Below are 20,131 nucleotides of genomic sequence, written 5' to 3' on the forward strand. Positions count from 1 at the left end.
ACACTGCATTCACTGCATGTTTTTCCGACGGAGCGTCACATGAACCCCACAAACCGCGCACTGATTCTGGGCGCTACCGGAGGCATCGGTGGCGAAATCGCACGACAACTGCAAGCGACAGGCTGGCGTGTCCGCGCCCTGAGCCGAAACGCGCCCCGACACGCCGACGGCCTGGAGTGGATCAGGGGCGATGCGCTGGACGCTTCTGCGGTCATGCGCGCATCGCACGACTGCGATGTCATCGTCCATGCCGTCAATCCACCGGGCTATCGTCGCTGGGGCGAACTCGTGCTGCCCATGCTCGACAACACCATCGCCGCGGCCCGTCGAGCAGGCGCGCTGATCGTCCTGCCGGGCACGATCTACAACTACGGTCCCGACGCGCTCCCCCTCATCGACGAGGACGCGCCGCAACGCCCGCGCACGCGTAAGGGCGCTATCCGCGTGGCGATGGAAGATCGCCTGCATGCATTTGCCGGCGATGGCGGTCGCGCCCTGATCGTCCGCGCCGGGGACTTCTTCGGCCCGCGCCCCGGCAACAGTTGGTTTTCGCAGGGAATGATCAGCGCCGGACGGCCAGTCCAGCGCATCGCGAATCCGGCCGTCGCAGGGATCGGCCACCAATGGGCCTACCTGCCCGACGTCGCCCGCGTTGTCGCCGCCCTGCTCGGCCGGCGCGATGAGCTGCCCGCCTTCGCACGCTTCCACCTGGCGGGCTACTGGGATACGGACGGCCAGGGAATGGCGCAGGCCATCGCCCGCGTGGTGACGGCCCGGACCGGCACAGCACCGCGCATCGGCGGCTTTCCGTGGTGGGCGCTGGGCCTTGCCGCGCCGTTCAATGCCACCTTTCGCGAGCTGCTGGAAATGCGCTACCTGTGGCGCACGCCGGTCCGCCTGGACAACACACGCCTGGTCGACTTTCTCGGACACGAGCCGCGCACGCCGCTGGACGAGGCGGTCGAAGCGACCCTGCGCGGTATCGGCTGCCTTCCGCCGGCCGCAACGAGACCTCCGACGGCCTCGCTGGTCTCCTGGTGATACACCCACCCGGCCAGTGGAAAGTCCCCGGGACGGGGGCGACAATTGTCATATCCGTTCCGGGCTAGAGGGCATCATGGCCGAGCAAGCTGCGTCACCGCGCGACCTGCGCGCAGGTATTCCCGTCGATGAACTCGAAGACGGGGCCATCGTCGCCGGACAGGTCGACGGCGAAGAGGCAATCCTGGTGCGCAGCGGCACGCGCTTCTTTGCCATCGGCGCACTGTGCAGCCACTACCACGAACATCTGGTCAAGGGACTGGTGGTCGACTGCACCATCCGCTGCCCCCTGCACCATGCGAGCTTCGATCTGGCCACCGGCGAAGCGGTCCGCGCCCCGGCTTTCGATCCGCTGCCGTGCTGGCGCGTGGAGCATGGCGACGGCACGGTATTCGTCGGCGAGCGCATGACGTCGCAGACGCTGCGCGAGAATATCCCTGCGCCCCCGACGTCGGTGGTCATCGTGGGCGGCGGTGCTGCCGGCTTTGCGTGTGCCGACATGCTGCGTCGCGAAGGCTACAAAGGCCCGGTCACCATGGTGTGCGCCGAAGAAACCCTGCCCTGCGATCGCCCCAACCTGTCGAAGGACAATCTCGCCGGTACCGCGCCCGAAGAGTGGATCTACCTGCGCCCGGCACAGGCCTACGCGGACCAGCGCATCGAACTGCTGCGCGGCCTGCGCGTCACCGCGATCGATACCGGGGCGCGCACCGTCGCGCTTTCCGATGGCAACCGATTGCCATATGGCGCGCTGCTGCTTGCCACCGGCGCCGAGCCGGTTCGACTGGAGATTCCCGGCGCCGACCCCGCGCGCGTGCACGTGCTGCGCAGCGTGGCGGACAACCGCGCCATCGTCGCGCAGGTCACGCAGGCGCAGCGTGCGATTGTCGTCGGTGCCAGTTTCATTGGTCTGGAGGTTGCCGCCTCACTGCGCGAGCGTGGCGTCGAGGTCCACGTCGTGGCGCCGGATAGCGTGCCGATGCAGCGCGTGATGGGCGAGGACATCGGTCGTTTCGTACAGGCTCTGCACGAAGCGCACGGCGTGGTCTTTCACCTTGGCACCACCGTTGCCCGCATGGACGGCACCGTCGCCACGCTGGCCAATGGCGACACCATCGATGCGGATCTCATCGTGCTCGGCGTTGGCGTACGCCCGGCGACAGCGCTCGCCGAACAGGCGGGGCTTGCCGTCGAACGCGGCGTGTCGGTCGACGCTCACCTGCAGACCAGCGCGCCCGGCGTCTACGCTGCGGGCGATATCGCGCGCTGGCCCGATCCGCACACAGGCGAGCGCATGCGCGTGGAGCACTGGGTCGTCGCCACGCGACAGGGGCAGGTCGCCGCACGCAATATGCTCGGGCGCCAGGAAGTATTCGACGCGGTGCCTTTCTTCTGGAGCCAGCATTACGACGTCATGATCCACTACGTCGGCCACGCCGAGGGCTGGGATGCGATCGAAGTCGACGGCGTCATCAGCGACGCCAACGCGCAGGTGCGCTACAAGCGCGATGGCCGCACGCTCGCGGTAGCCACCATCGGGCGCGATCTCGATGGACTGAAAGCGGAATTCGAACTGGAGCGCGCGTCTCCGTCCAGCTAGGCGGCGAGATCGTCATGCCCGGCGCCAATGGCGCTGGCAAAAGCCCGCCGCTCAAGGCGCAGGGCGCCATGGTTGGGCGGCAACCGACCGTGAGCATTGCGCTCGACGGTGTTGAACTCTCACGCTTGCCGGGGCATCGTATCGTCGATGCAGCCCTTGCCCTGGTACCCGAAGGACGCGGCCAGTTCGGCGAATTGGCGGTCCGCGACAACCTGATGTTCGGTGCTCGGCCGCGCCACGCATACGCACACGCACATGAATCGAGCAAGGGCTACGCATTGGTATCGCAGCCGGCGATCCTGCCGCCGCTGCTCATGTGCCGCGGGCTGTTCGCCAGGGCGCGCAGAATGCGCGACGATGCGGCCCTCCAGCGCGCCGACCTGGGCGCTGCCGCCCCCAATACGCTGGACGGTGCTGCCGTCTGAATTCAAACAGGAGACTCCACATGCAGGACATTCAACTCATCATCGGCAGCGAGCGCGGTGCCGCGACTGGCGGCGCTACCTTCGAGCGGCGCAATCCGCTGGATCACAGCGTGGCTTCGCGTGCGCCAGCGGCAACCACGGACGACGCACGCCGGGCCGTCGATGCCGCCGCGCAGGCGTTCCCCGCATGGGCAGCGATGGGGCCGAACGAGCGCCGCGCGCTGCTGATGAAGGCGTCCGCCGCGCTCGAAGCACGCGCCGAGGCTTTCACGGCGGCGATGGCGGCCGAGACCGGCGCGTCCGCGATCTGGGCCGGTTTCAACGTGCATCTGGCAGCCGGCATGTTGCTGGAGGCCGCTGCGCTGACCACGCAGATCAACGGTGAGGTGATTCCCTCCGATGTGCCCGGCAGCGTTGCCATGGCGGTGCGTCGCCCGGCCGGCGTGGTGGTCGGCATCGCGCCCTGGAATGCGCCCATCATCCTCGGCGTGCGTGCGCTTGCCACGCCGCTGGCCTGCGGCAACACGGTGGTGTTCAAGGGCTCGGAGCTGTGCCCAGCCACGCACGGCCTGATCATCGAAGCGCTGCTTGAAGCGGGCCTGCCCGCCGGCGTGGTCAATTACGTGACCAATGCGCCGCAGGATGCCGGTGCCGTCGTCGAAGCCATGGTCGCGCATCCAGCGGTGCGGCGCGTGAACTTCACCGGCTCCACGCGCGTGGGCCGCCTGGTGGCACAGACCTGTGCGCGCCATCTCAAACCGGTTTTGCTGGAACTGGGCGGCAAGGCGCCCTTCGTGGTACTGGACGACGCCGACATCGACGCTGCGGTGGCGGCGGCCGCATTCGGCGCGTTCGCCAACTCGGGGCAGATCTGCATGTCGACCGAACGCATCATCGTCGATGAGTCGATTGCCGACACCTTCGTCGCCCGCCTGGCCGACAAGGCCGCCAGCCTGCCGCTGGGCGATCCGCGCAAAGGGCCCGTGGTACTCGGCTCGGTCGTCGATATGACGACGGTGGAGCGCTGCAATGCGCTCATCGATGACGCTCTGGCGCGCGGCGCGGTCCTGGTGTGCGGCGGCCGTGCCAGCGACACGCTCATGCCGGCGACCCTGCTCGACCGCGTCACGCCCGACATGGAAATCTTCCGCGAAGAGACCTTCGCCCCGGTGAAAGCCGTCGTGCGCGTACGCGGCGCGGACGAGGCCGTCGCCTGCGCCAACGACAGCGAGTTCGGCTTGTCTGCAGCAGTGTTCGGGCGCGACGTGGCGCGTGCCTGGCAGGTCGCCTCGCGTATAGAGTCGGGCATCTGCCACGTGAATGGTCCAACCGTGCACGACGAAGCCCAGATGCCTTTCGGCGGGGTGAAATCGTCCGGTTACGGTCGCTTTGGCGGCAAGAATGGCATCGACGCGTTCACCGAGACACGCTGGATCACGCTGCAGACGACGCCCCGTCAGTACCCATTCTGAAAGCGCGCCCGCTCAGATCGCGATGGCGCTGAGCGGCGCACGCACAGTGCCGTCCGACGGGTGTCCGCCGACGAACAGTTTGAGTTCGCCCGGCGCGAATGCATGCCAGACCTCGTCGCTGGTGAGCGGTTGCGTGGCAATCACGCAGATGCGGTCATCCAGATGGTTGTGCTGGTTGAAGTCGATGGAAAGATCGCAATCGACGAGACGCGCCGACGTGAACGGCGACTGGCGCACGACGTAATGCAGATGCGTGGAGCAATGCGCGAAGAGCGCTTCGCCATTGGACAGCATGTAGTTGAACACGCCGTGCGCGGCGACCGTCGCCGAGAATTCCTGCAACGCTTCGTACAGGGCCGGCAAGGCCGGCGGCGTGTCGCCAAAGCGCGCGCGCAGGTGCTGCATGAGAAAGCAGAAGGCGCGCTCGGAGTCGGTATCGCCGACCGGCGTATACAGGCCCGAGAGCTGGGGGCGGAATTCCTTGAGGTCGCCGTTGTGCGCGAAGATCCAATGCCGCCCCCAGAGTTCGCGCTGGAAGGGGTGGCAATTCTGGAGCGACACCACGCCTTGCGTGGCCTTGCGAATGTGGGCGATGACGTTGCGCGATTTGATCGGATAACTGCGGATCATCTCCGCCAGCGGCGAGCGGCAGGACGCCTGCTCGTCGATGAACAGGCGGCAGCCGCGATCCTCGAAAAAGGCGATGCCCCACCCGTCGGCGTGCTCGCCCGTCATCCCGCCCCGCCGGCAGAACCCTTCGAAAGAGAAGGTAATCGCCGCCGGCTTATTGCAGTTCATGCCCAAAAGTTGGCACATCTTATTGCAGCCTGTTCTGGAACCTGTTTCGCGGTGAAACAGCCTCCTAAAGCCAGGAAAGTCGTGTCTCCATATTCGCGTCGGCGCCTGTTCGCCGACCACGGTGCGCGTTTGCGCGTGACCACCCGCACAGGCGCCATTGTCGTCCCGCGCAGGGCGCACCGGGTGGCGCGCCCTGCGTCCGATTCAAAAATTCACTGCTCGTCGGAAAACGCTCACTCCGGCGAGAACTGCTGCGCGAAGGTGAATTCGTCGATGCGTGCCTTGTAGCGCACGCCCTTCTTCATCGCCCACGTGGCGTATTGGTGATGCAACGGAATCAGCGCGTAATCCTTGAGCGCCACGTTCGCCGCCTGGCGTGCGATTTCCGCACGCTTTTTGTCATCCACCGACGCCAGCGACGCCGCGATCAACTGATCGAGCTTGGGGTTGCTGTACTTGCCCCAGTTCCACGTCCCCCAGCCGGTGTCCGGGTTGGGCGTGCCCAGCAGCGAGCGCAGCGCGAAATCCCCCGCCAACGACCCCCATCCCAGCAGCGACATGCTGTATTCGGACGCCCGCGCCTTGCCGAAGTACGTTGCCAGCGGCAGCGTTTCGACCTTGGCCTGGATGCCGATGCGCGTCAGCAACTGCGCGGTGGTCTGCACGATCTGCTCGTCATTGATGTAGCGATTGTTGGGCCCGTGCAGCGTGATGGCGAATCCGTCCGGATAGCCGGCATCCGCCAGCAGCTTTTTGGCGCCCGCCACGTCGTAGGCTTCGACCTTGAGCGAATCGTCATGCCCGAGGATGCCGGGCGCAACGATATTGGAAGCGGGCGTGGCGAGCCCTTCCATGGTGCGCTCGACCAGCGCCTGGCGATTGATGGCCTTGGAGATGGCTTGGCGGACGCGCAGGTCCTTGAGCGGATTTTTCGCCAGCGGCTTGCCGGCCTTGTCGGTCACGTACGGCGAGTTGTCGCGGAACTGGTCCAGGTGCCAGAAGATCGTGCGCCACGACGCACGCTGCTCCAGGTGAATCTTGGCGTTGCCCTTCAGCCGCGCGATGTCGGCGGTCGGAACGTTCTCGATGGCGTCGACGTCGCCCGCCAGCAGTGCAGCGGTACGTGCAGCGTCATTGGTGAGGATGCGGAAGGTCACGTGCTCCCACGCCGGCTTTGGCCCCCAGTAGCTGTCGTTGCGCGCCAGTTCGATGGATTCACCGCGCCTGAAGCTGACGAACTTGAACGGGCCGGTGCCGATCATCGCCTTGCCGCTGTTGAAGTCGTCCGTGCTGGCCTTTTCGGCCGCCTTCTTCGACACGATGAAAATGGTGTTGATGTCCAGCGGCAGCGGTCCGTACGGCGTGGCCGTCTTGAGGCGCACGGTGTAAGGATCGACGATCTGCTTAGAGACGATCTGCTTGGTATAACTCGTGAATGGCCCCGGGCTGTTGGTGAGCGTGGCCGGGCGGTCAAGCGAGAACACTACATCGTCGGCCGTGAAGTTGCTGCCGTCATGGAACTTGACGCCCCGGCGGAGCTTGAATTCCCACGTTGTCGCATCGATCGGCTTCCACGACGTCGCCAGGCCGGGTTCGTAGTGCCCGTCGGCGTCGATGTGCACGAGCGCGTCGAACACATGCTGCGAGAACGCGATGTTGGGCGCGATATTCACGAAATGCGGATCGAGTGACGAAACGTCCGCTCCCAGGCCGATCTTCAGGTCGGCCGCCGTGGCCGTACCCGCTGCTGACAACACCAGACCGCTGAACGCAGCGGCCGCCATGATGCGAATCCCGCGCAACCAGAACGCCATGCAAGCTCCTTATCCAGACAATGAACGCAAGCGGCGAATTTGCCGCATTGCACACAGATGACGGAAATATAGCCTGCGCAGCGCGCAGTCGATAGAACCGGCAAGTCTTTCGTTATGCGCGGCAGCCTGTCACGCGGGCCTTTTGCACGAATACGGTATGATTGCCCGCTCTTGCCCGCTCGACGGGCGCACGCCCTGCCCCATCCATGGAAATCCTGCTGCTGATTGGCCTCATCCTGATCAACGGCCTCTTTGCAATGTCCGAAATCGCGCTCGTCGCAGCGCGGCGCGGGCGTCTCATGAAACTCGCATCCGATGGCGACACGGCGGCAGCCGTGGCACTCAAGATCGGCCAGGACCCGACCGGGTTCCTGTCCACCATCCAGATCGGCATTACCTCCATCGGCATCCTCAACGGTATCGTCGGTGAATCGGTGCTGGCCGAGCCGCTCGCCAACTGGCTGCGCGAACTGGGCATGGCCGACCGGGGGGCGCGCATCCTCGGCACCACGCTGGTGGTGGTCGTGGTGACGTACCTGTCGATCGTGATCGGCGAACTGGTGCCCAAGCGGCTGGGGCAGATCGCGCCCGAGAACATCGCGCGCCTGGTGGCCCGCCCCATGCAGGTCCTCGCGCAGATCACCCGCCCCTTCGTGCTGCTGCTGTCGGGCTCGACGCATGCCTTGCTGCGCATCATGGGCGTTCGGCAGAACACCAACACCGGCGTGACCGAAGAAGAAATCCACGCGCTCATCGAAGAAGGCTCGGAAACCGGCGCCATCGAACATCACCAGCACGAGATGCTGCGCAACGTATTCCGGCTGGATGACCGCCAGCTCGGCTCGTTGATGATCCCGCGCTCCGACATGGTGGTGCTGGACGTCTCCCACCCGGTGGAAGAAAACCTGCGCCTGCTGTCCGAATCGGAACATTCACGCTTCCCGGTCTGCCGCGGCGGCCTGGACAACCTGCTGGGCGTAGTGCATGCCAAGCAGATCCTTGCGCAGACACTGCGTGGCGAGCGGCCCGACCTTTCGCGCAACCTGTCGCCCTGCGTGTTCGTACCCGAGACGCTGACCGGCATGGAATTGCTGGAGAACTTCCGCATCAACAACATCCAGATGGCCTTTGTCATCGATGAGTACGGTGAAATCGAAGGATTGGTCACCCTGCAGGACCTGCTCGAAGCCGTCACCGGCGAGTTCACGCCGCGCGACGTCGACGACGCATGGGCCGTGCAACGCGAAGACGGCTCATGGCTGCTCGACGGCCTGATCCCGGTGCCCGAGCTGAAAGACCGGCTGGAACTGAAGGACGTGCCGGAAGAAGAGCGCAATCGCTACCACACGCTGTCCGGCATGCTGATGTTGCTGCTGGGCCGCGTGCCGCGCACGGGCGACAGCGTGGTGTGGGACGACTGGAAGTTCGAAGTCGTCGACATGGACGCCAAGCGCATCGACAAGGTGCTGGCCATGCGGATCGCACCGCCCGAAGGTACGCACACCCTGTTCGACTCGGACGAATAACTCCGGCCGGACGACACGGCGCCACGCCGGCGCCGTGCTTCTCGCACTCAGCCCACCCAGCGCGCGAACCACTCGCGCAGGCGACGCCACCCGTCCTCGGCGGACACCGCGTGGTAGCTCGGCCGGTAATCCGCGTAGAACGCATGCCCGGCGCCCGGGTAGACGATGATTTCCGACGGACTGCCCCCGGTCACCAACCCTTGCCGCATCTCCGCCACGGTATCGAGCGGAATGGCGGCATCTTCGGCGCCGTAGAGGCCCAACACCGGAATCTGTATGCCGATGGCCACGTCCAGTGGCTGGCGTGTGGTGATGGCATTGATCGGCCCCACCAGTTTTCCGTACCACGCCACGGCCGCCTTCAGGCGCGGCTGGCGGGCCGCGTACAACCACGCAATGCGACCGCCCCAGCAAAAGCCGGTCAGCGCCAGGCGCGATTCGTCGCCGCCGTTGGCGACCGCCCAGTCTAGCGTCGCATCCAGATCGTCGAATACCTGCTCGTCGGGCACACGGGAGACGATCTTTTCGCGCAATTCTTCGGTCGATGAAACGGTGCGCGGGTCGCCCTGCCGTACGTACAGCTCCGGCGCCACCGCCATGTAGCCGATATGGGCCAGGCGGCGCGCCACGTCGCGGATATGTTCGTGGACGCCGAAGATCTCCTGCACCACGATCACCACCGGGTGCGGGCCCGTCCCTTGCGGCATGGCGACGTAGGCCGGCAGGCGATCGCCCTTCGAATCGATGGTCACATCGCGGCACGACAGGCCCGCTTCGTCGGTATGGATCACGGTTGCCTGCGGCGGAGTGGCCGCGGCGAAGCCCTTGTTCTGCTCTGGGGTCATGGGACGCTCTCGATCTTGTTTGAGGTAGCCGCAGCGCGCGGCCGTCCGGCATCATAGCGCCGCGCTCGCACGGCCGGCAAAACGTCCCATGGCCGACGCAATCCGATGAACAGGACTAAGATCGCGCAATCGCACCCGGACACGACCATCATGATTTCGCACACCGAACTGCTGTTGCGCCTCGCGCTCGCCGCGGGCCTGGGCGCGCTCATCGGCATCGACCGCGAACGCCTCGCCTGGGCGGCTGGATTGCGCACGCATATGCTGGTGGCAACCGGCTCCGCGCTTTTCATGCTGGTGTCCGCCTATGGCTTTTCGGATGCCCTGCACCAGGCCGGAGAGGTACGCCTGGACGTGTCCCGCGTCGCCTCGCAGGTCGTCAGCGGCATCGGTTTCCTGGGTGCGGGCACGATCATGCTGCGTCGACAGATCGTGCATGGCCTGACGACCGCCGCGAGCCTGTGGAGCGTGGCGGCGGTCGGGCTGGCGGCGGGCGGAGGCATGTACGTGGCCGCGATCGGCGCCACGGTGCTGATCCTCATCATCCTGGTGCTGATCAAACCGCTGGAAGCCCACATGCGTGGAAATCGTCACGACCAGACGCTGACGGTCAATTACGCACGCGGCAGTCTGACGACGGAACAAGTACAGGCGATGCTCGACGACGCCGGTCTCAAGCAGCGGGGCATGACATTGCGCAGCGATCCGCACGGCGATGAAGAGGAACTGCGCATCACCCTCACCCACTGCGACAACCGCGATGCCGCGCGCGTCGTGGATGCCCTGCGTGCGCGGCCCAATGTGCGCCAGGTGGCGCTGGACGAACATAGCAACTGAGCGCGCGCGGCGAGGCGAGGACGTTGAAACCTCACCTTCCGCGCAACGTTGCCGGGACTAGTACGCGCTATGGCCTGATCCAGCGCGCGATGATGTCCTTCATCACCGCCAGGTGTTCCTTCAGTTCCTTCGGCGAAGTCGTGTTGCAGGCGTAGGTCACCGACAGCGAATGCCGGTTGATGAGGTAGAAGAAGCCGAGCGCCGCAATGCAGATGTTGATGCGCTTGGGCTCGATGTCGGCCCGCACCGTGCCCTCTTCGATGCCTCGACGGACCAGTTCGGCCATGCACTTGTGGTGATGCGTGTTGATGTGGCCGATGTTGGGGGACTGTTTGAGGTGGCGCGCCTCGAGCAGATTCTCGTTGCTCAGCAGCCGGATGAAATCCGGATTCTTCAGGTAGTAGCGCCAGGTGAATTCCACCAGTTCGAGGATCGCCTCGTCGGCCGGCAAATGGTCCAGCGCGAGCCGCGCTTCGTGCACGCGGAAATCGCTGAACACGGCTTCCAGCACCGTCCCGAACAATTCGTCCTTGTTGCCGAAATAGTGGTACAGCATCAGCTTGTTGACGTCAGCCAGTTCGGCGATGGCGTCCACGCGCGCACCGTCGAAACCCTTGGCGGCGAACTCCGTCTGCGCCGCCCGCATGATCTTGGCCTTGGTGACTTCTGCGTCGCGCTTGCGCGGCGGCTTCTTCTCGTCCATCGGTACTCGCTCGAAATCGAATGACGCACGCCATCGAAGGCGGGCAAGACGGGCTCACATACCACGCAACGTTTCGTGGTCCAGGCAGGAAGGCCGGTCCCGGCACGGCACTTTAGAGCGCGCGGCGTCGAACGGCAAGCCGGCTAAGTACCTTCCCCAGCATATTGACACCTATCAACCGAGCGCTGTTTGGCTTTTGACAGGCGGGTGAGCCATGACCTCTAATCAACCAACCGGTTAGTTATTAGACAACGAGACCACCCTGCTTCGATTGACGCAACCCGGAGTCCTTATGCATGCGTTCTATCTCAAACCCGGCGACACGGTGAGTTTTTCCAAGACCGTGAGCGAAAGCGACGTCTATCTCTTTGCCGGCATCACCGGCGACATGCACGCCAACCACGTCAATGAACACGCCATGGCTGCCACGCGCTACGGCAAACGTATCGCCCACGGTGCGCTGCTGGTCGGATACATGTCCAACACCTCCACGCGGATCGTCGAACAGGCCGTCGACCTGGGCCTGAACGAAACGCCCGTCTCGCTGGGCTACGACCGCGTCCGTTTTCTGAAGGCCGTGTGCATCGGCGACACCATCACCGTGCGCTACACCGTGACCGAAGTCGACGTCGACACGCGCCGCAGCCGCGCCCGCATCGTCATCACCAACCAGCACGGCGACGAAGTGACGGCGGCCGAGCACATCCTCAAGTGGGTCGCCGCCGACGGACACCGCCAATGAACAACACACCCCCGACATGGCAATCGCGAGCGGGGGCAGCGTCTCTCACCTCTTTTGTACCGACAAGGATCGAAACAATGACCACACTCTCGAGCAAACCCGTCGCCGTCATCACCGGTTCGGCGCGCGGCATCGGCAAAGGCTGCGCCCTGCGCCTGGCGCAATCCGGCTTCAACGTCCTGATCAACGATCTGCCGACCGATACCGACCGCGCGGCACTCCAGGCAACGGCCGACGAATTGCGCGCGCATGGGGCCGACGTCGCCATCCATGCCTGCGACGTGGCGGACCTGGCCACCCACGAGGCGCTGGTCGCTGCGGCGCTGCACCGCTGGGGCCGCATCGACTGCTGGATCAATAACGCCGGCGTTACCGTCAAGCAGCGCGGCGACATGCTCGATGCCACGCCGGAGAGCTTCGACTTCTGCATCGACGTCAATACCAAGGCGGTGTTCTTCCTGTGCCAGCGCGTGGCGCGCCACATGCTCGAACAAGGCCAGATCGGCGACCAGCATCGCAGCATCGTGAACGTCACCTCGTGCAACGTCGAAGCGCTGGCGATCACCCGCGCCGAGTACTGCATTTCAAAGACAGCATCGAGCATGACCACCAAGCTGTTCGCGCTGCGCCTGGCCGAGCACGACATCGGCGTGTACGAAATCCGCCCCGGCATCATCGAAACCGACATGACCAAACCGGTCAAGGCACGCTATGACAAACTCATCGCGGAAGGCATCGTGCCGATGAAGCGCTGGGGTTATCCGGCGGACATTGCCTCCACGGTCAATGCCATGGCGCAAGGGCAGCTCTGCTACACCGTCGGCCAGGCGGTCACCATTGGCGGCGGCCTGACCCTGCCTCACTTCTAGGAGACAGGCCATGCGCGATCTCGCGACCACGCCTGAGTGCCTGTCCATCAACACGGCCACTTTCGGGCACCGTATCGACATCGATGCCGTCATCGATCTGTGCCAGCAACGCGGCATCGGCGCCATCGCGCCCTGGCGCCGCGACCTGGAAGGCCACAGCGTCGCGCGCGTCGCCGCGCGGTTGCGGACGGCCAACATCGGCGTGAGCGGCTATTGCCGTTCCACCTACTTCACCCATACCGACGAAGCCGGCCGCCGCGCGGCGCTGGAAGACAACATGCGCGCCGTTGATGACGCCGCTGAACTGGGCGCCACCTGCTTCGTGCTCGTCGTCGGCGGAATCCCGGCCGGCAGCCGCGATCTCGCGGGCGCACGCGAGCAGGTCCAGACCGGCGTGGCCGCCCTGCTCGAGCACGCCCGCAAAGCAAAGGTGCCGCTGGCGCTCGAACCTCTGCATCCGATGACGGCCGCCGATCGCTCGTGCCTGTCCACGCTGGGACAGGCGCTGGACTGGTGCGACGAGATCGATCCATGCGGCCAGGGCCTGGGCGTGGCGGTGGACGTCTATCACGTGTGGTGGGACCCGGCGCTGCAGTCGCAGATCGTGCGTGCCATGCAAGGCCGGCGCGTGCTCGGCTACCACGTCTCCGACTGGCTGGTGCCCACCAACGATCTCGTACTCGACCGGGGAATGATGGGCGATGGCGTCATCGACCTCAAACGCATTCGCGGCTGGCTGGAAGACGCCGGCTACGACGGCGCGGTGGAAGTCGAAATCTTCTCCGCCGCCAATTGGTGGAAGCGCCCCGCCACCGACGTGCTCGATACCTGCATCGAGCGCCTGCATACCGTCTGCTGAAAGGAATCCGCGCATGAGCGACGAAATCATCGTCACGCGCCACGCCGCGCACGTCGACATCCTCCTCAACCGTCCGGACAAGGGCAACGCCATCGACATGCCGATGCTGCGTCTTCTCGATGACGCGGCACGCGCGCTTGAACACGACAGGGAAATCCGCGCGGTGGTCCTGCGCGGCGCCGGAGAGCGCTTCTTCTGCACCGGTGGCGACATCGCCGCCTGGGGCGCGCTCACGCCGTGCGACATGGGCCGCGAGTGGATCGGCTACGGCATCGAAGTCTTCAATCGCATCGCAGCCCTGCCGCAACCGGTCATCGCGTTGCTCAACGGCCACACCCTCGGCGGTGGTCTGGAACTGGCCATGGCCGCAGACCTGCGCGTGGCCGTACGCCGCGCCAAGCTCGGCTCGCCGGAGGTCTCACTCGGCATGATCGCGGGCTGGGGCGGCGTGCGGCGACTGGCCGAACTCATCGGGCCTGCGCGCGCAGCGCACGTGACCTTGCTGGGCAAGGCCATCACCGCCGAACAGGCACTGGACTGGGGACTGGTCACCGCGCTCGTCGACGACGCGGCCAGCTTGCAGGCCCAGTGCGACGCTTGGGTCGAAACGCTATGCGGCAACGGGCCCATCGCCATGGCGCTGGTCAAGCATCTGTTGGCCGGCATGCGCGCTGACGCCGCCGACCAGCACGGCTGGGCCGTGGCCCAGGCGGCCGCCAGCGACGACTGCCGCGAAGGCGTGGCCGCATTCCTTGCCAAACGCCCGCCGGTCTACCGCAACCGCTAGGCATTGGGGCACGCCCTCATCCTGGCGCCCGATCACTCAGGACATACGCACACACACACCATGGCACATACCACCTTCATGGCGGCCGAAGCGGCCGCCGCTTTGATTCCCGATGGCGCCACCGTTGCCATCGCCGGCAACGGCGCCGGCATGATTTCGGCCGAAGCGATCTTCGCCGCCATCGAGCGGCGCTTTCTCGAGACCGGCCATCCGCGCGACCTGACCCTGGTGCACTCCCTGGGGCTCGGCGACCGCGCCGAGCGCGGCACCAACCGCTTCGCGCACGAAGGCCTGGTACGCAAGGTCATCGCCGCGCACTTCACGTGGTCGCCGCGCATGCAACAACTGATCCGCGACGAGAAGATCGAGGCCTACTGCCTGCCCGGCGGCGTCATCCAGCACCTGCTGCGCGAGATCGGCGCGGGCCGCCCCGGCCTGTTCACACATTCCGGGCTCGGCACCTTCGTCGATCCGCGCCAGGATGGCGGCCGCTGCAACGCGCGCAGCACCGACACCGTCGTCGAACTGATGCACGTCGACGGCAAGGAGATCCTCCGCTACAAGCCTTTCAAGGTGGATTTCGCCATCATCGGTGCCACCTACGCCGACGCCCGCGGCAATCTCAGCCCCGAAGAAGAAGCCGTCGACCTGGACATCCACAGCATGGCGCTGGCCGCCCACAACAGCGGCGGCCGCGTATTGGCGGTGGTGCGCCAGGTCGTGGAAAACGGCGCGCTGCAGCCGCGCAGCGTGCGCGTGCCCGGCATCATGGTCGACGCGGTGGTGGTCGACGCCGATAAGCAGCAGTTCTATGGCCTGCCCTACGATCCGACCGTCAGCGGCCAGCGCCGCGCGCACCTGGGTGCGCTGCGTGCCGACATTCCGGCGCGACTGGAACGCCGCATCATCGCCCGTCGCGCCGCCATGGAGCTGCGCCCGGGCGCTTCGCTCAACTTCGGATTCGGCATTCCCGGCGGCATCTTCGGCGTCATGGCCGAACAAGGCTGCGCCGACCAGATGTGGACCAGCGTCGAACAGGGCGTGCACAACGGCCGCATGCTCGACGATCATCTTTTCGGTGCTGCCCGCAACGCCGACGTCATCATGCCGTCCATCGAGCAGTTCGACTACTACAGCGGCGGCGGCATCGACGTGGCCTTTCTCGGGATGGGCGAAGCGGACGCCGAGGGCAACGTGAACGTCTCGCACCTGGGCGGCAACCTGATCGGTCCGGGCGGCTTCGTCGAGATCGCCCAGAACGCCAAGAAGGTGGTCTTCTGCGGCACCTTCGACGCACAAGGCAGCAAGCTCGCCCTGGAAGACGGCCGCCTCGTCGTGCAGCAGCGCGGCGCCGTGCAGAAGTTCGTGCAGCACGTCGAACGCATCACATTCAGTGGCGGGTTCGCGCGTGAAAGCGGACAGGAAGTGCTCTACGTCACCGAGCGCGCGGTGTTCCGGCTCACGCCGACCGGCCTGAAGATCATCGAGCTCGCGCCCGGCGTCGACATCGAACGCGACATCCTGCCGGGCATGGCTTTCCGCCCCGAGTGGGACAACCCGGCACCGATGCCGGCCGCGTCATTCCTTTGAGCGAGGCTTGCCATGCCAGATACACAAGCCCTGCTCGACGCATTGACCGACGTCGACATGCCGCCGCCCCCTGCCAGCCCGATGCCACATGGCACGGTCGACATCGGCGGCATGCGCATCCCCCGCTATCGCAGCACCGCCCTGGTGCTTGGCAGCGGTGCCGCCGGACTTCGCGCCGCAGTCGAACTGGCGCGCCGCAAGGTCGACGTGATGGTCACCACACAGACCCTGTACTGGGGGACCTCCGCCTGCTCCGGCTCGGACAAGCAGACCCTGCATACGGCCTCAACCCACGGCCACGGCGACAGCTTCCTCAAGATGGCCGGTGCCCTGAGCGCGGGCGGCGCCATGGACGCGGACACGGCCTACGTCGAAGCAGTCGGGTCCATCGAAGCCATGGCCGGCCTGCAGTACATCGGCCTGCCCTTGCCGCAGGACCGCTTCGGCGCCGTCCTGCGCTACCAGACCGATCACGACGAAGCCGGCCGTGCGACGAGTTGCGGGCCGCGCACCTCTCGCCTGATGGTCAAGGTCCTCGCAGAAGAAGCCATCCGCCTTGGCGTGCCCACCGTCAATCGCGCCACGGCGGTTCGCATCCTCACCAGGGGCGAAGGCGCCGAAAGGCGCTGCTGCGGACTGCTGGCAGTCAATGCCGACAAGCGCGCGCAGGACAATCCCTTCGGCCTCGAACTCTACGAATGCGACTCACTGGTGCTGGCCGCCGGCGGACCGGGTGAATTGTTCCGCGATAGTGTGTACCCGGTCCATTGCTTCGGTTCACTCGGGTTGGCATTGGAAGCCGGCGTGGACACCGTCAACCTCACCGAACATCAGTTCGGCATCGGCACCGGTCGCGACGGTTTTCCCTGGAACCTGTCCGGCACGTACATGCAGGCCATGCCGTACATCTATTCGGAAGACGCACAGGGCAAGGAATACAACTTTCTCGCCGACTATTACCGCAGCACGCAGGAGCTGGCCTCGAACATCTTCCGCAAGGGATACCAGTGGCCGTTCCATGCCAGCCGCATGACCGGATTCGGATCGAGTCTGATCGACCTGGCCGTGTTCATCGAAACGCGCCGGGGCCGAACGGTGTACATGGACTTCAACCGCAACCCGGCCGCGGTGCCGGGCAGCGAACCCTTCTCGCTGGAGCGGCTGGACGACGACGTGGCGGCCTATCTGCGCAACAACGATGCAGCGCTGGCGCAACCCATCGACCGGCTCAAACGGATGAACCCGTTATCCATCGAGTTGTATCTGCGCCTCAAGCACGACCTGCGCGCCGCGCCCCTGCCCTTCAAGGTCAATCACCAGCACATGAACGGCGGCGTGGCCGTCGACATATGGGGCCACAGCAGCCTGCGCGGTTGCTACGCCATCGGCGAGGCGGCCGGCACGCATGGCGTCACGCGTCCCGGCGGTGCTGCGCTCAATGCCGGTCAGGTTTTCGGCATCCGCTGCGCTGCGCACATCCATGCGCAGGCACGGCCGCAAGCGGAAAGCGACCTGCCAATGGCGCAGATCGAAACCGAAATCGACTGGCTGGCTCGCAACCTGGGCAACGCCGACGGGCTGGCGATCGCCGACATCCGCACCGAGGTGCAGGCACGCATGAGCGACAAGGCCGGGTTCATCTGCCAGACGCGCGAAGTCCCCGATGCCTGCGCCCGCGCGGAAGCGCTCAATCGTGCGATCGCCGAATGCGGCATTCGCTTCGATCAAGCGCCGCAGGCTGCAAACGCCGTGCTGTGGCGGCAGATGGCGGTGGCGTCGGAAGCCATCCTGCACGCGCTGCGGCACTACATCGTTCACGGCGGCGGCAGCCGCGGCGCGCGCGCCCTGTGCGCACCCAACGCGCCTCATGCGCCGGAAACCCGTCAGGGTCCGCTGGACGCGTTCCGATTCATTGCCGAACGCCCGCAAGACAGGGCGGTGCAGATCCACGTGCGACGCGTCGGCAGCCGCTTCGACACCAGCGAGCGGCCGCCGCGCACGGCAGACGGCACCACGGGTGTGTACTTCGAGAAAAACTGGATGCCCTTCCTGAAGGGGGACATCTATCGCACCTGACGCCTGGGTGACTCCGCAACCGGCGCGCACTCGCCCGATGCCCCGCTATTGGCTCATGCCGCAACGAGCATTCATCCAGAGCGCCAGAACGATCTCGCCCGGCCGCCGAACGCGGCCAGCCCGATTGGCGGGAGACGTGCTCTCCGCATTTTGCACACCCTCGCTGCCAGGCCGTCGCCTCCGCGATGACTGGCGGCACCACCACTCACATGGAGGTTTGAAAACCCATGCAACGTGTAATGAAGACTGTCAGCACCGTCTTGGCAGGCATCAACATCGTGATGCTGACCATCCTGGTGTGTTGCGTCGTGTGGCAGGTTACGGCGCGCTTCATCCTGAAGAGCCCCAGCGTCGTCACCGATGAACTGGCGCGTCTGCTGTTCATGTCTCTGGGCCTGCTCGGCGGGGCGTACACCGCCGGACAGAACCGGCATCTGGCCATCGATCTGTTGCCGATGATGCTCAAGGGCAACGCAGCGCGTTACCTGGCGATCGTCATCCAGATATGCGTCATCGCCTTCGCGTTGATCATCATGGCCTACGGCGGCGGGCGCCTTGCGCTCGACACGCTGCATTCGGGACAGACATCCCCTGCCCTGGGCTGGCACATGGGCTACATCTACCTGTGCATTCCCATCAGCGGCGTCCTCATCGCGCTCTACGCTGTGGCAGCAATCCTCGAAAAATCCGGCGCACAGGCGCCGACGCAAGCCGCGTGACCAGCGGCCCGCCATAACATATCGGAGACACATCCATGGATTGGTTGCCCATCGTCGTATTGTTTGCATCCTTCTTCGGCATGCTCGCCATTGGCGTGCCGATCGTATATGCCATCGGCCTGTCGACGCTGGCGTCGATCGCCACGCAATTGCCCTTTCTCGCGGCCCTCGCGGTCGTCTCGCAAAAGCTGGCCTCGGGCCTGGACAGCTTCACCTTGCTGGCGATTCCATTCTTCATTCTGTCCGGCAACATCATGAATCACGGCGGTATCGCGCGGCGGTTGATCGGGCTTGCCAAAGTGATCGGCGGCCGCCTGCCGGGCTCGCTTGCCCACTGCAACATCCTCGCCAACATGCTGTTCGGTGCCATATCGGGCTCGGCGGTCGCTTCTGCCGCGGCCATGGGCGGCGTCATGCATCCGCAGCAGACCAAGGAAGGCTACGACCCGGCGTTCGCCACGGCGGTGAATATCTCGTCGGCGCCCACCGGATTGTTGATTCCTCCCAGCAATACGCTGATCGTGTATTCGCTCGTCAGCGGCGGCACCTCGATTGCCGCGCTGTTCCTGGCGGGCTATGTGCCAGGCATCCTGCTGGGGCTGGCTTTGATGGTCGTGGTGACCTTCATCGCGGCCCGCCGCGGCTATCCACGCCCGCCTCGCCCGACATTGGGCGAGATCGGCTGCGCCGTGTGGGAAGCCGGCCCCAGCGTGTTCCTCATCGTCATCATCATGGGGGGCATTCTCGGCGGCGTTTTCACACCGACGGAAGCCTCGGCCGTGGCCGTGGTCTATACCTTGTTGCTGGCACTCGTGCTGTATCGCGAAATCGGCGTGCGGGACTTGCCGGCCATCCTGCTGGAATCCGTGGTCACCACCTCGATCGTGCTATTGCTCATCGGCGCATCGATGGGGATGTCGTGGGCCATGTCGAATGCCGATGTTCCGTTCCTGATCCTCGATCTGCTGCAGTCGATTTCGGACAACCCGATCGTCATCCTGCTCATCATCAACATCCTGCTGCTGATCATCGGCACGTTCATGGACATGACGCCGGCGGTGTTGATCTTCACGCCGATCTTCCTGCCGGTGGTGATGGAGTTCGGCATGGACCCGATCCACTTTGGCATCGTCATGGTGCTCAACATGTGCATCGGCATCTGCACCCCGCCGGTGGGCAGCGTGTTGTTCGTCGGATGCAGCGTCTCCAAGCTGCCGATCAATCGCGTGATCAAGCCCATGCTGCCCTTCTACGCCGTCATGGTGCTGGTGCTAGCATTGGTGACGTATATCCCGCAGATCAGCATGGCGATCCCGCGCGCGCTGGGATATTGATCGCTGCGTTGGGCCGGGCCAGTGCGGGGAGTCCGGTCCGCAGTAGACCCACACACAAAAAAGGGGAAGGGCCTGCGCCCTTCCCCTTTCTTGG

Annotated in this window: 18 protein-coding genes; 14 read left to right on the forward strand and 4 right to left on the reverse strand. The window is 65.4% G+C overall.

Going from position 1 to position 20,131, the window contains the following annotated elements; genetic code table 11:
* Positions 1-39: 39 nt before the first annotated feature.
* From ACDA63_RS00195 to ACDA63_RS00210, 4 genes are all read left to right on the forward strand, one after another.
* Complete coding sequence (locus ACDA63_RS00195; RefSeq protein ID WP_373661135.1) at positions 40-1,041, forward strand: NAD-dependent epimerase/dehydratase family protein; 1,002 nt, start codon at positions 40-42, stop codon at positions 1,039-1,041.
* 76 nt (positions 1,042-1,117) lie between these two features.
* The gene (locus tag ACDA63_RS00200) at positions 1,118-2,641 is read left to right on the forward strand and encodes an FAD-dependent oxidoreductase (protein ID WP_373661136.1); all 1,524 of its coding nucleotides are present in this window, start codon (positions 1,118-1,120) and stop codon (positions 2,639-2,641) included.
* Positions 2,642-2,655: 14 nt separating this feature from the next.
* Positions 2,656-3,066 carry a hypothetical protein gene (locus ACDA63_RS00205; RefSeq protein WP_373661137.1) on the forward strand — a complete coding sequence of 137 codons (411 nt, stop codon included), beginning with the start codon at positions 2,656-2,658 and terminating at the stop codon, positions 3,064-3,066.
* 20 nt (positions 3,067-3,086) lie between these two features.
* Positions 3,087-4,538, forward strand: a complete 1,452-nt coding sequence (locus ACDA63_RS00210) for an aldehyde dehydrogenase (protein WP_373661138.1) — start codon at positions 3,087-3,089, stop codon at positions 4,536-4,538.
* Between the two features lie 12 nt (positions 4,539-4,550).
* Here the strand turns inward: ACDA63_RS00210 and ACDA63_RS00215 are convergent, their stop codons facing one another.
* Entirely contained in the window at positions 4,551-5,354 is an 804-nt protein-coding gene (locus ACDA63_RS00215) for a class II glutamine amidotransferase (RefSeq protein ID WP_373661139.1), read from the reverse strand.
* A gap of 215 nt (positions 5,355-5,569) precedes the next feature.
* Positions 5,570-7,150, reverse strand: a complete 1,581-nt coding sequence (locus tag ACDA63_RS00220) for an ABC transporter substrate-binding protein (RefSeq protein ID WP_373661140.1) — start codon at positions 7,148-7,150, stop codon at positions 5,570-5,572.
* 206 nt (positions 7,151-7,356) lie between these two features.
* On the opposite strand from ACDA63_RS00220, the gene ACDA63_RS00225 reads away from it, so the two are divergent.
* Positions 7,357-8,676, forward strand: a complete 1,320-nt coding sequence (locus ACDA63_RS00225; protein WP_373661141.1) for a hemolysin family protein — start codon at positions 7,357-7,359, stop codon at positions 8,674-8,676.
* Between the two features lie 47 nt (positions 8,677-8,723).
* Here ACDA63_RS00225 and ACDA63_RS00230 read toward each other — a convergent pair whose 3' ends face one another.
* Positions 8,724-9,521: a dienelactone hydrolase family protein gene (locus tag ACDA63_RS00230; protein ID WP_373661142.1), complete on the reverse strand. Its 798-nt coding sequence runs from the start codon at positions 9,519-9,521 to the stop codon at positions 8,724-8,726.
* A 105-nt stretch (positions 9,522-9,626) separates the two neighbouring features.
* On the opposite strand from ACDA63_RS00230, the gene ACDA63_RS00235 reads away from it, so the two are divergent.
* Entirely contained in the window at positions 9,627-10,358 is a 732-nt protein-coding gene (locus ACDA63_RS00235) for an MgtC/SapB family protein (RefSeq protein ID WP_373661143.1), read from the forward strand.
* 67 nt (positions 10,359-10,425) lie between these two features.
* On the opposite strand, the gene ACDA63_RS00240 is transcribed toward ACDA63_RS00235, so the two are convergent.
* Positions 10,426-11,061, reverse strand: coding sequence for a TetR/AcrR family transcriptional regulator (locus ACDA63_RS00240; RefSeq protein WP_373661144.1), 636 nt, complete (start codon positions 11,059-11,061; stop codon positions 10,426-10,428).
* 292 nt (positions 11,062-11,353) lie between these two features.
* On the opposite strand from ACDA63_RS00240, the gene ACDA63_RS00245 reads away from it, so the two are divergent.
* The 8 genes from ACDA63_RS00245 (at position 11,354) to ACDA63_RS00280 (ending at position 20,037) form a co-directional block, all read left to right on the forward strand.
* Positions 11,354-11,803 carry a MaoC family dehydratase gene (locus ACDA63_RS00245; protein WP_373661145.1) on the forward strand — a complete coding sequence of 150 codons (450 nt, stop codon included), beginning with the start codon at positions 11,354-11,356 and terminating at the stop codon, positions 11,801-11,803.
* Positions 11,804-11,880: 77 nt separating this feature from the next.
* Positions 11,881-12,672 carry a 3-ketoacyl-ACP reductase gene (locus tag ACDA63_RS00250; protein WP_373661146.1) on the forward strand — a complete coding sequence of 264 codons (792 nt, stop codon included), beginning with the start codon at positions 11,881-11,883 and terminating at the stop codon, positions 12,670-12,672.
* Between the two features lie 10 nt (positions 12,673-12,682).
* Positions 12,683-13,531: a sugar phosphate isomerase/epimerase family protein gene (locus ACDA63_RS00255; RefSeq protein ID WP_373661147.1), complete on the forward strand. Its 849-nt coding sequence runs from the start codon at positions 12,683-12,685 to the stop codon at positions 13,529-13,531.
* Between the two features lie 13 nt (positions 13,532-13,544).
* The gene (locus ACDA63_RS00260) at positions 13,545-14,318 is read left to right on the forward strand and encodes an enoyl-CoA hydratase/isomerase family protein (protein ID WP_373661148.1); all 774 of its coding nucleotides are present in this window, start codon (positions 13,545-13,547) and stop codon (positions 14,316-14,318) included.
* A 60-nt stretch (positions 14,319-14,378) separates the two neighbouring features.
* Positions 14,379-15,908 (forward strand): acyl CoA:acetate/3-ketoacid CoA transferase, encoded by a 1,530-nt coding sequence (locus ACDA63_RS00265; protein WP_373661149.1) that lies wholly within the window; start codon positions 14,379-14,381, stop codon positions 15,906-15,908.
* A gap of 12 nt (positions 15,909-15,920) precedes the next feature.
* Positions 15,921-17,984, forward strand: a complete 2,064-nt coding sequence (locus ACDA63_RS00270) for an FAD-binding protein (RefSeq protein ID WP_373661150.1) — start codon at positions 15,921-15,923, stop codon at positions 17,982-17,984.
* Positions 17,985-18,211: 227 nt separating this feature from the next.
* Positions 18,212-18,703, forward strand: coding sequence for a TRAP transporter small permease (locus ACDA63_RS00275; protein ID WP_373661151.1), 492 nt, complete (start codon positions 18,212-18,214; stop codon positions 18,701-18,703).
* Between the two features lie 35 nt (positions 18,704-18,738).
* A complete protein-coding gene (locus tag ACDA63_RS00280) occupies positions 18,739-20,037 on the forward strand; it encodes a TRAP transporter large permease (RefSeq protein WP_373661152.1) in 1,299 nt (432 codons plus the stop codon).
* Positions 20,038-20,131: the final 94 nt, after the last annotated feature.

The sequence above is a fragment of the Uliginosibacterium sp. sgz301328 genome (assembly GCF_041807905.1).
Lineage (GTDB): Bacteria > Pseudomonadota > Gammaproteobacteria > Burkholderiales > Rhodocyclaceae > JBGVSA01.

Bases quoted from the DNA above. Each gene is read 5' to 3' on its own strand.
- ACDA63_RS00195 (WP_373661135.1), top strand. From the start codon at position 40: ATGAACCCCACAAACCGCGCACTGATTCTGGGCGCTACCGGAGGCATC.
- ACDA63_RS00200 (WP_373661136.1), top strand. From the start codon at position 1,118: ATGGCCGAGCAAGCTGCGTCACCGCGCGACCTGCGCGCAGGTATTCCC.
- ACDA63_RS00205 (WP_373661137.1), top strand. From the start codon at position 2,656: ATGCCCGGCGCCAATGGCGCTGGCAAAAGCCCGCCGCTCAAGGCGCAG.
- ACDA63_RS00210 (WP_373661138.1), top strand. From the start codon at position 3,087: ATGCAGGACATTCAACTCATCATCGGCAGCGAGCGCGGTGCCGCGACT.
- ACDA63_RS00215 (WP_373661139.1), bottom strand. From the start codon at position 5,354: ATGTGCCAACTTTTGGGCATGAACTGCAATAAGCCGGCGGCGATTACC.
- ACDA63_RS00220 (WP_373661140.1), bottom strand. From the start codon at position 7,150: ATGGCGTTCTGGTTGCGCGGGATTCGCATCATGGCGGCCGCTGCGTTC.
- ACDA63_RS00225 (WP_373661141.1), top strand. From the start codon at position 7,357: ATGGAAATCCTGCTGCTGATTGGCCTCATCCTGATCAACGGCCTCTTT.
- ACDA63_RS00230 (WP_373661142.1), bottom strand. From the start codon at position 9,521: ATGACCCCAGAGCAGAACAAGGGCTTCGCCGCGGCCACTCCGCCGCAG.
- ACDA63_RS00235 (WP_373661143.1), top strand. From the start codon at position 9,627: ATGAACAGGACTAAGATCGCGCAATCGCACCCGGACACGACCATCATG.
- ACDA63_RS00240 (WP_373661144.1), bottom strand. From the start codon at position 11,061: ATGGACGAGAAGAAGCCGCCGCGCAAGCGCGACGCAGAAGTCACCAAG.
- ACDA63_RS00245 (WP_373661145.1), top strand. From the start codon at position 11,354: ATGCATGCGTTCTATCTCAAACCCGGCGACACGGTGAGTTTTTCCAAG.
- ACDA63_RS00250 (WP_373661146.1), top strand. From the start codon at position 11,881: ATGACCACACTCTCGAGCAAACCCGTCGCCGTCATCACCGGTTCGGCG.
- ACDA63_RS00255 (WP_373661147.1), top strand. From the start codon at position 12,683: ATGCGCGATCTCGCGACCACGCCTGAGTGCCTGTCCATCAACACGGCC.
- ACDA63_RS00260 (WP_373661148.1), top strand. From the start codon at position 13,545: ATGAGCGACGAAATCATCGTCACGCGCCACGCCGCGCACGTCGACATC.
- ACDA63_RS00265 (WP_373661149.1), top strand. From the start codon at position 14,379: ATGGCACATACCACCTTCATGGCGGCCGAAGCGGCCGCCGCTTTGATT.
- ACDA63_RS00270 (WP_373661150.1), top strand. From the start codon at position 15,921: ATGCCAGATACACAAGCCCTGCTCGACGCATTGACCGACGTCGACATG.
- ACDA63_RS00275 (WP_373661151.1), top strand. From the start codon at position 18,212: ATGCAACGTGTAATGAAGACTGTCAGCACCGTCTTGGCAGGCATCAAC.
- ACDA63_RS00280 (WP_373661152.1), top strand. From the start codon at position 18,739: ATGGATTGGTTGCCCATCGTCGTATTGTTTGCATCCTTCTTCGGCATG.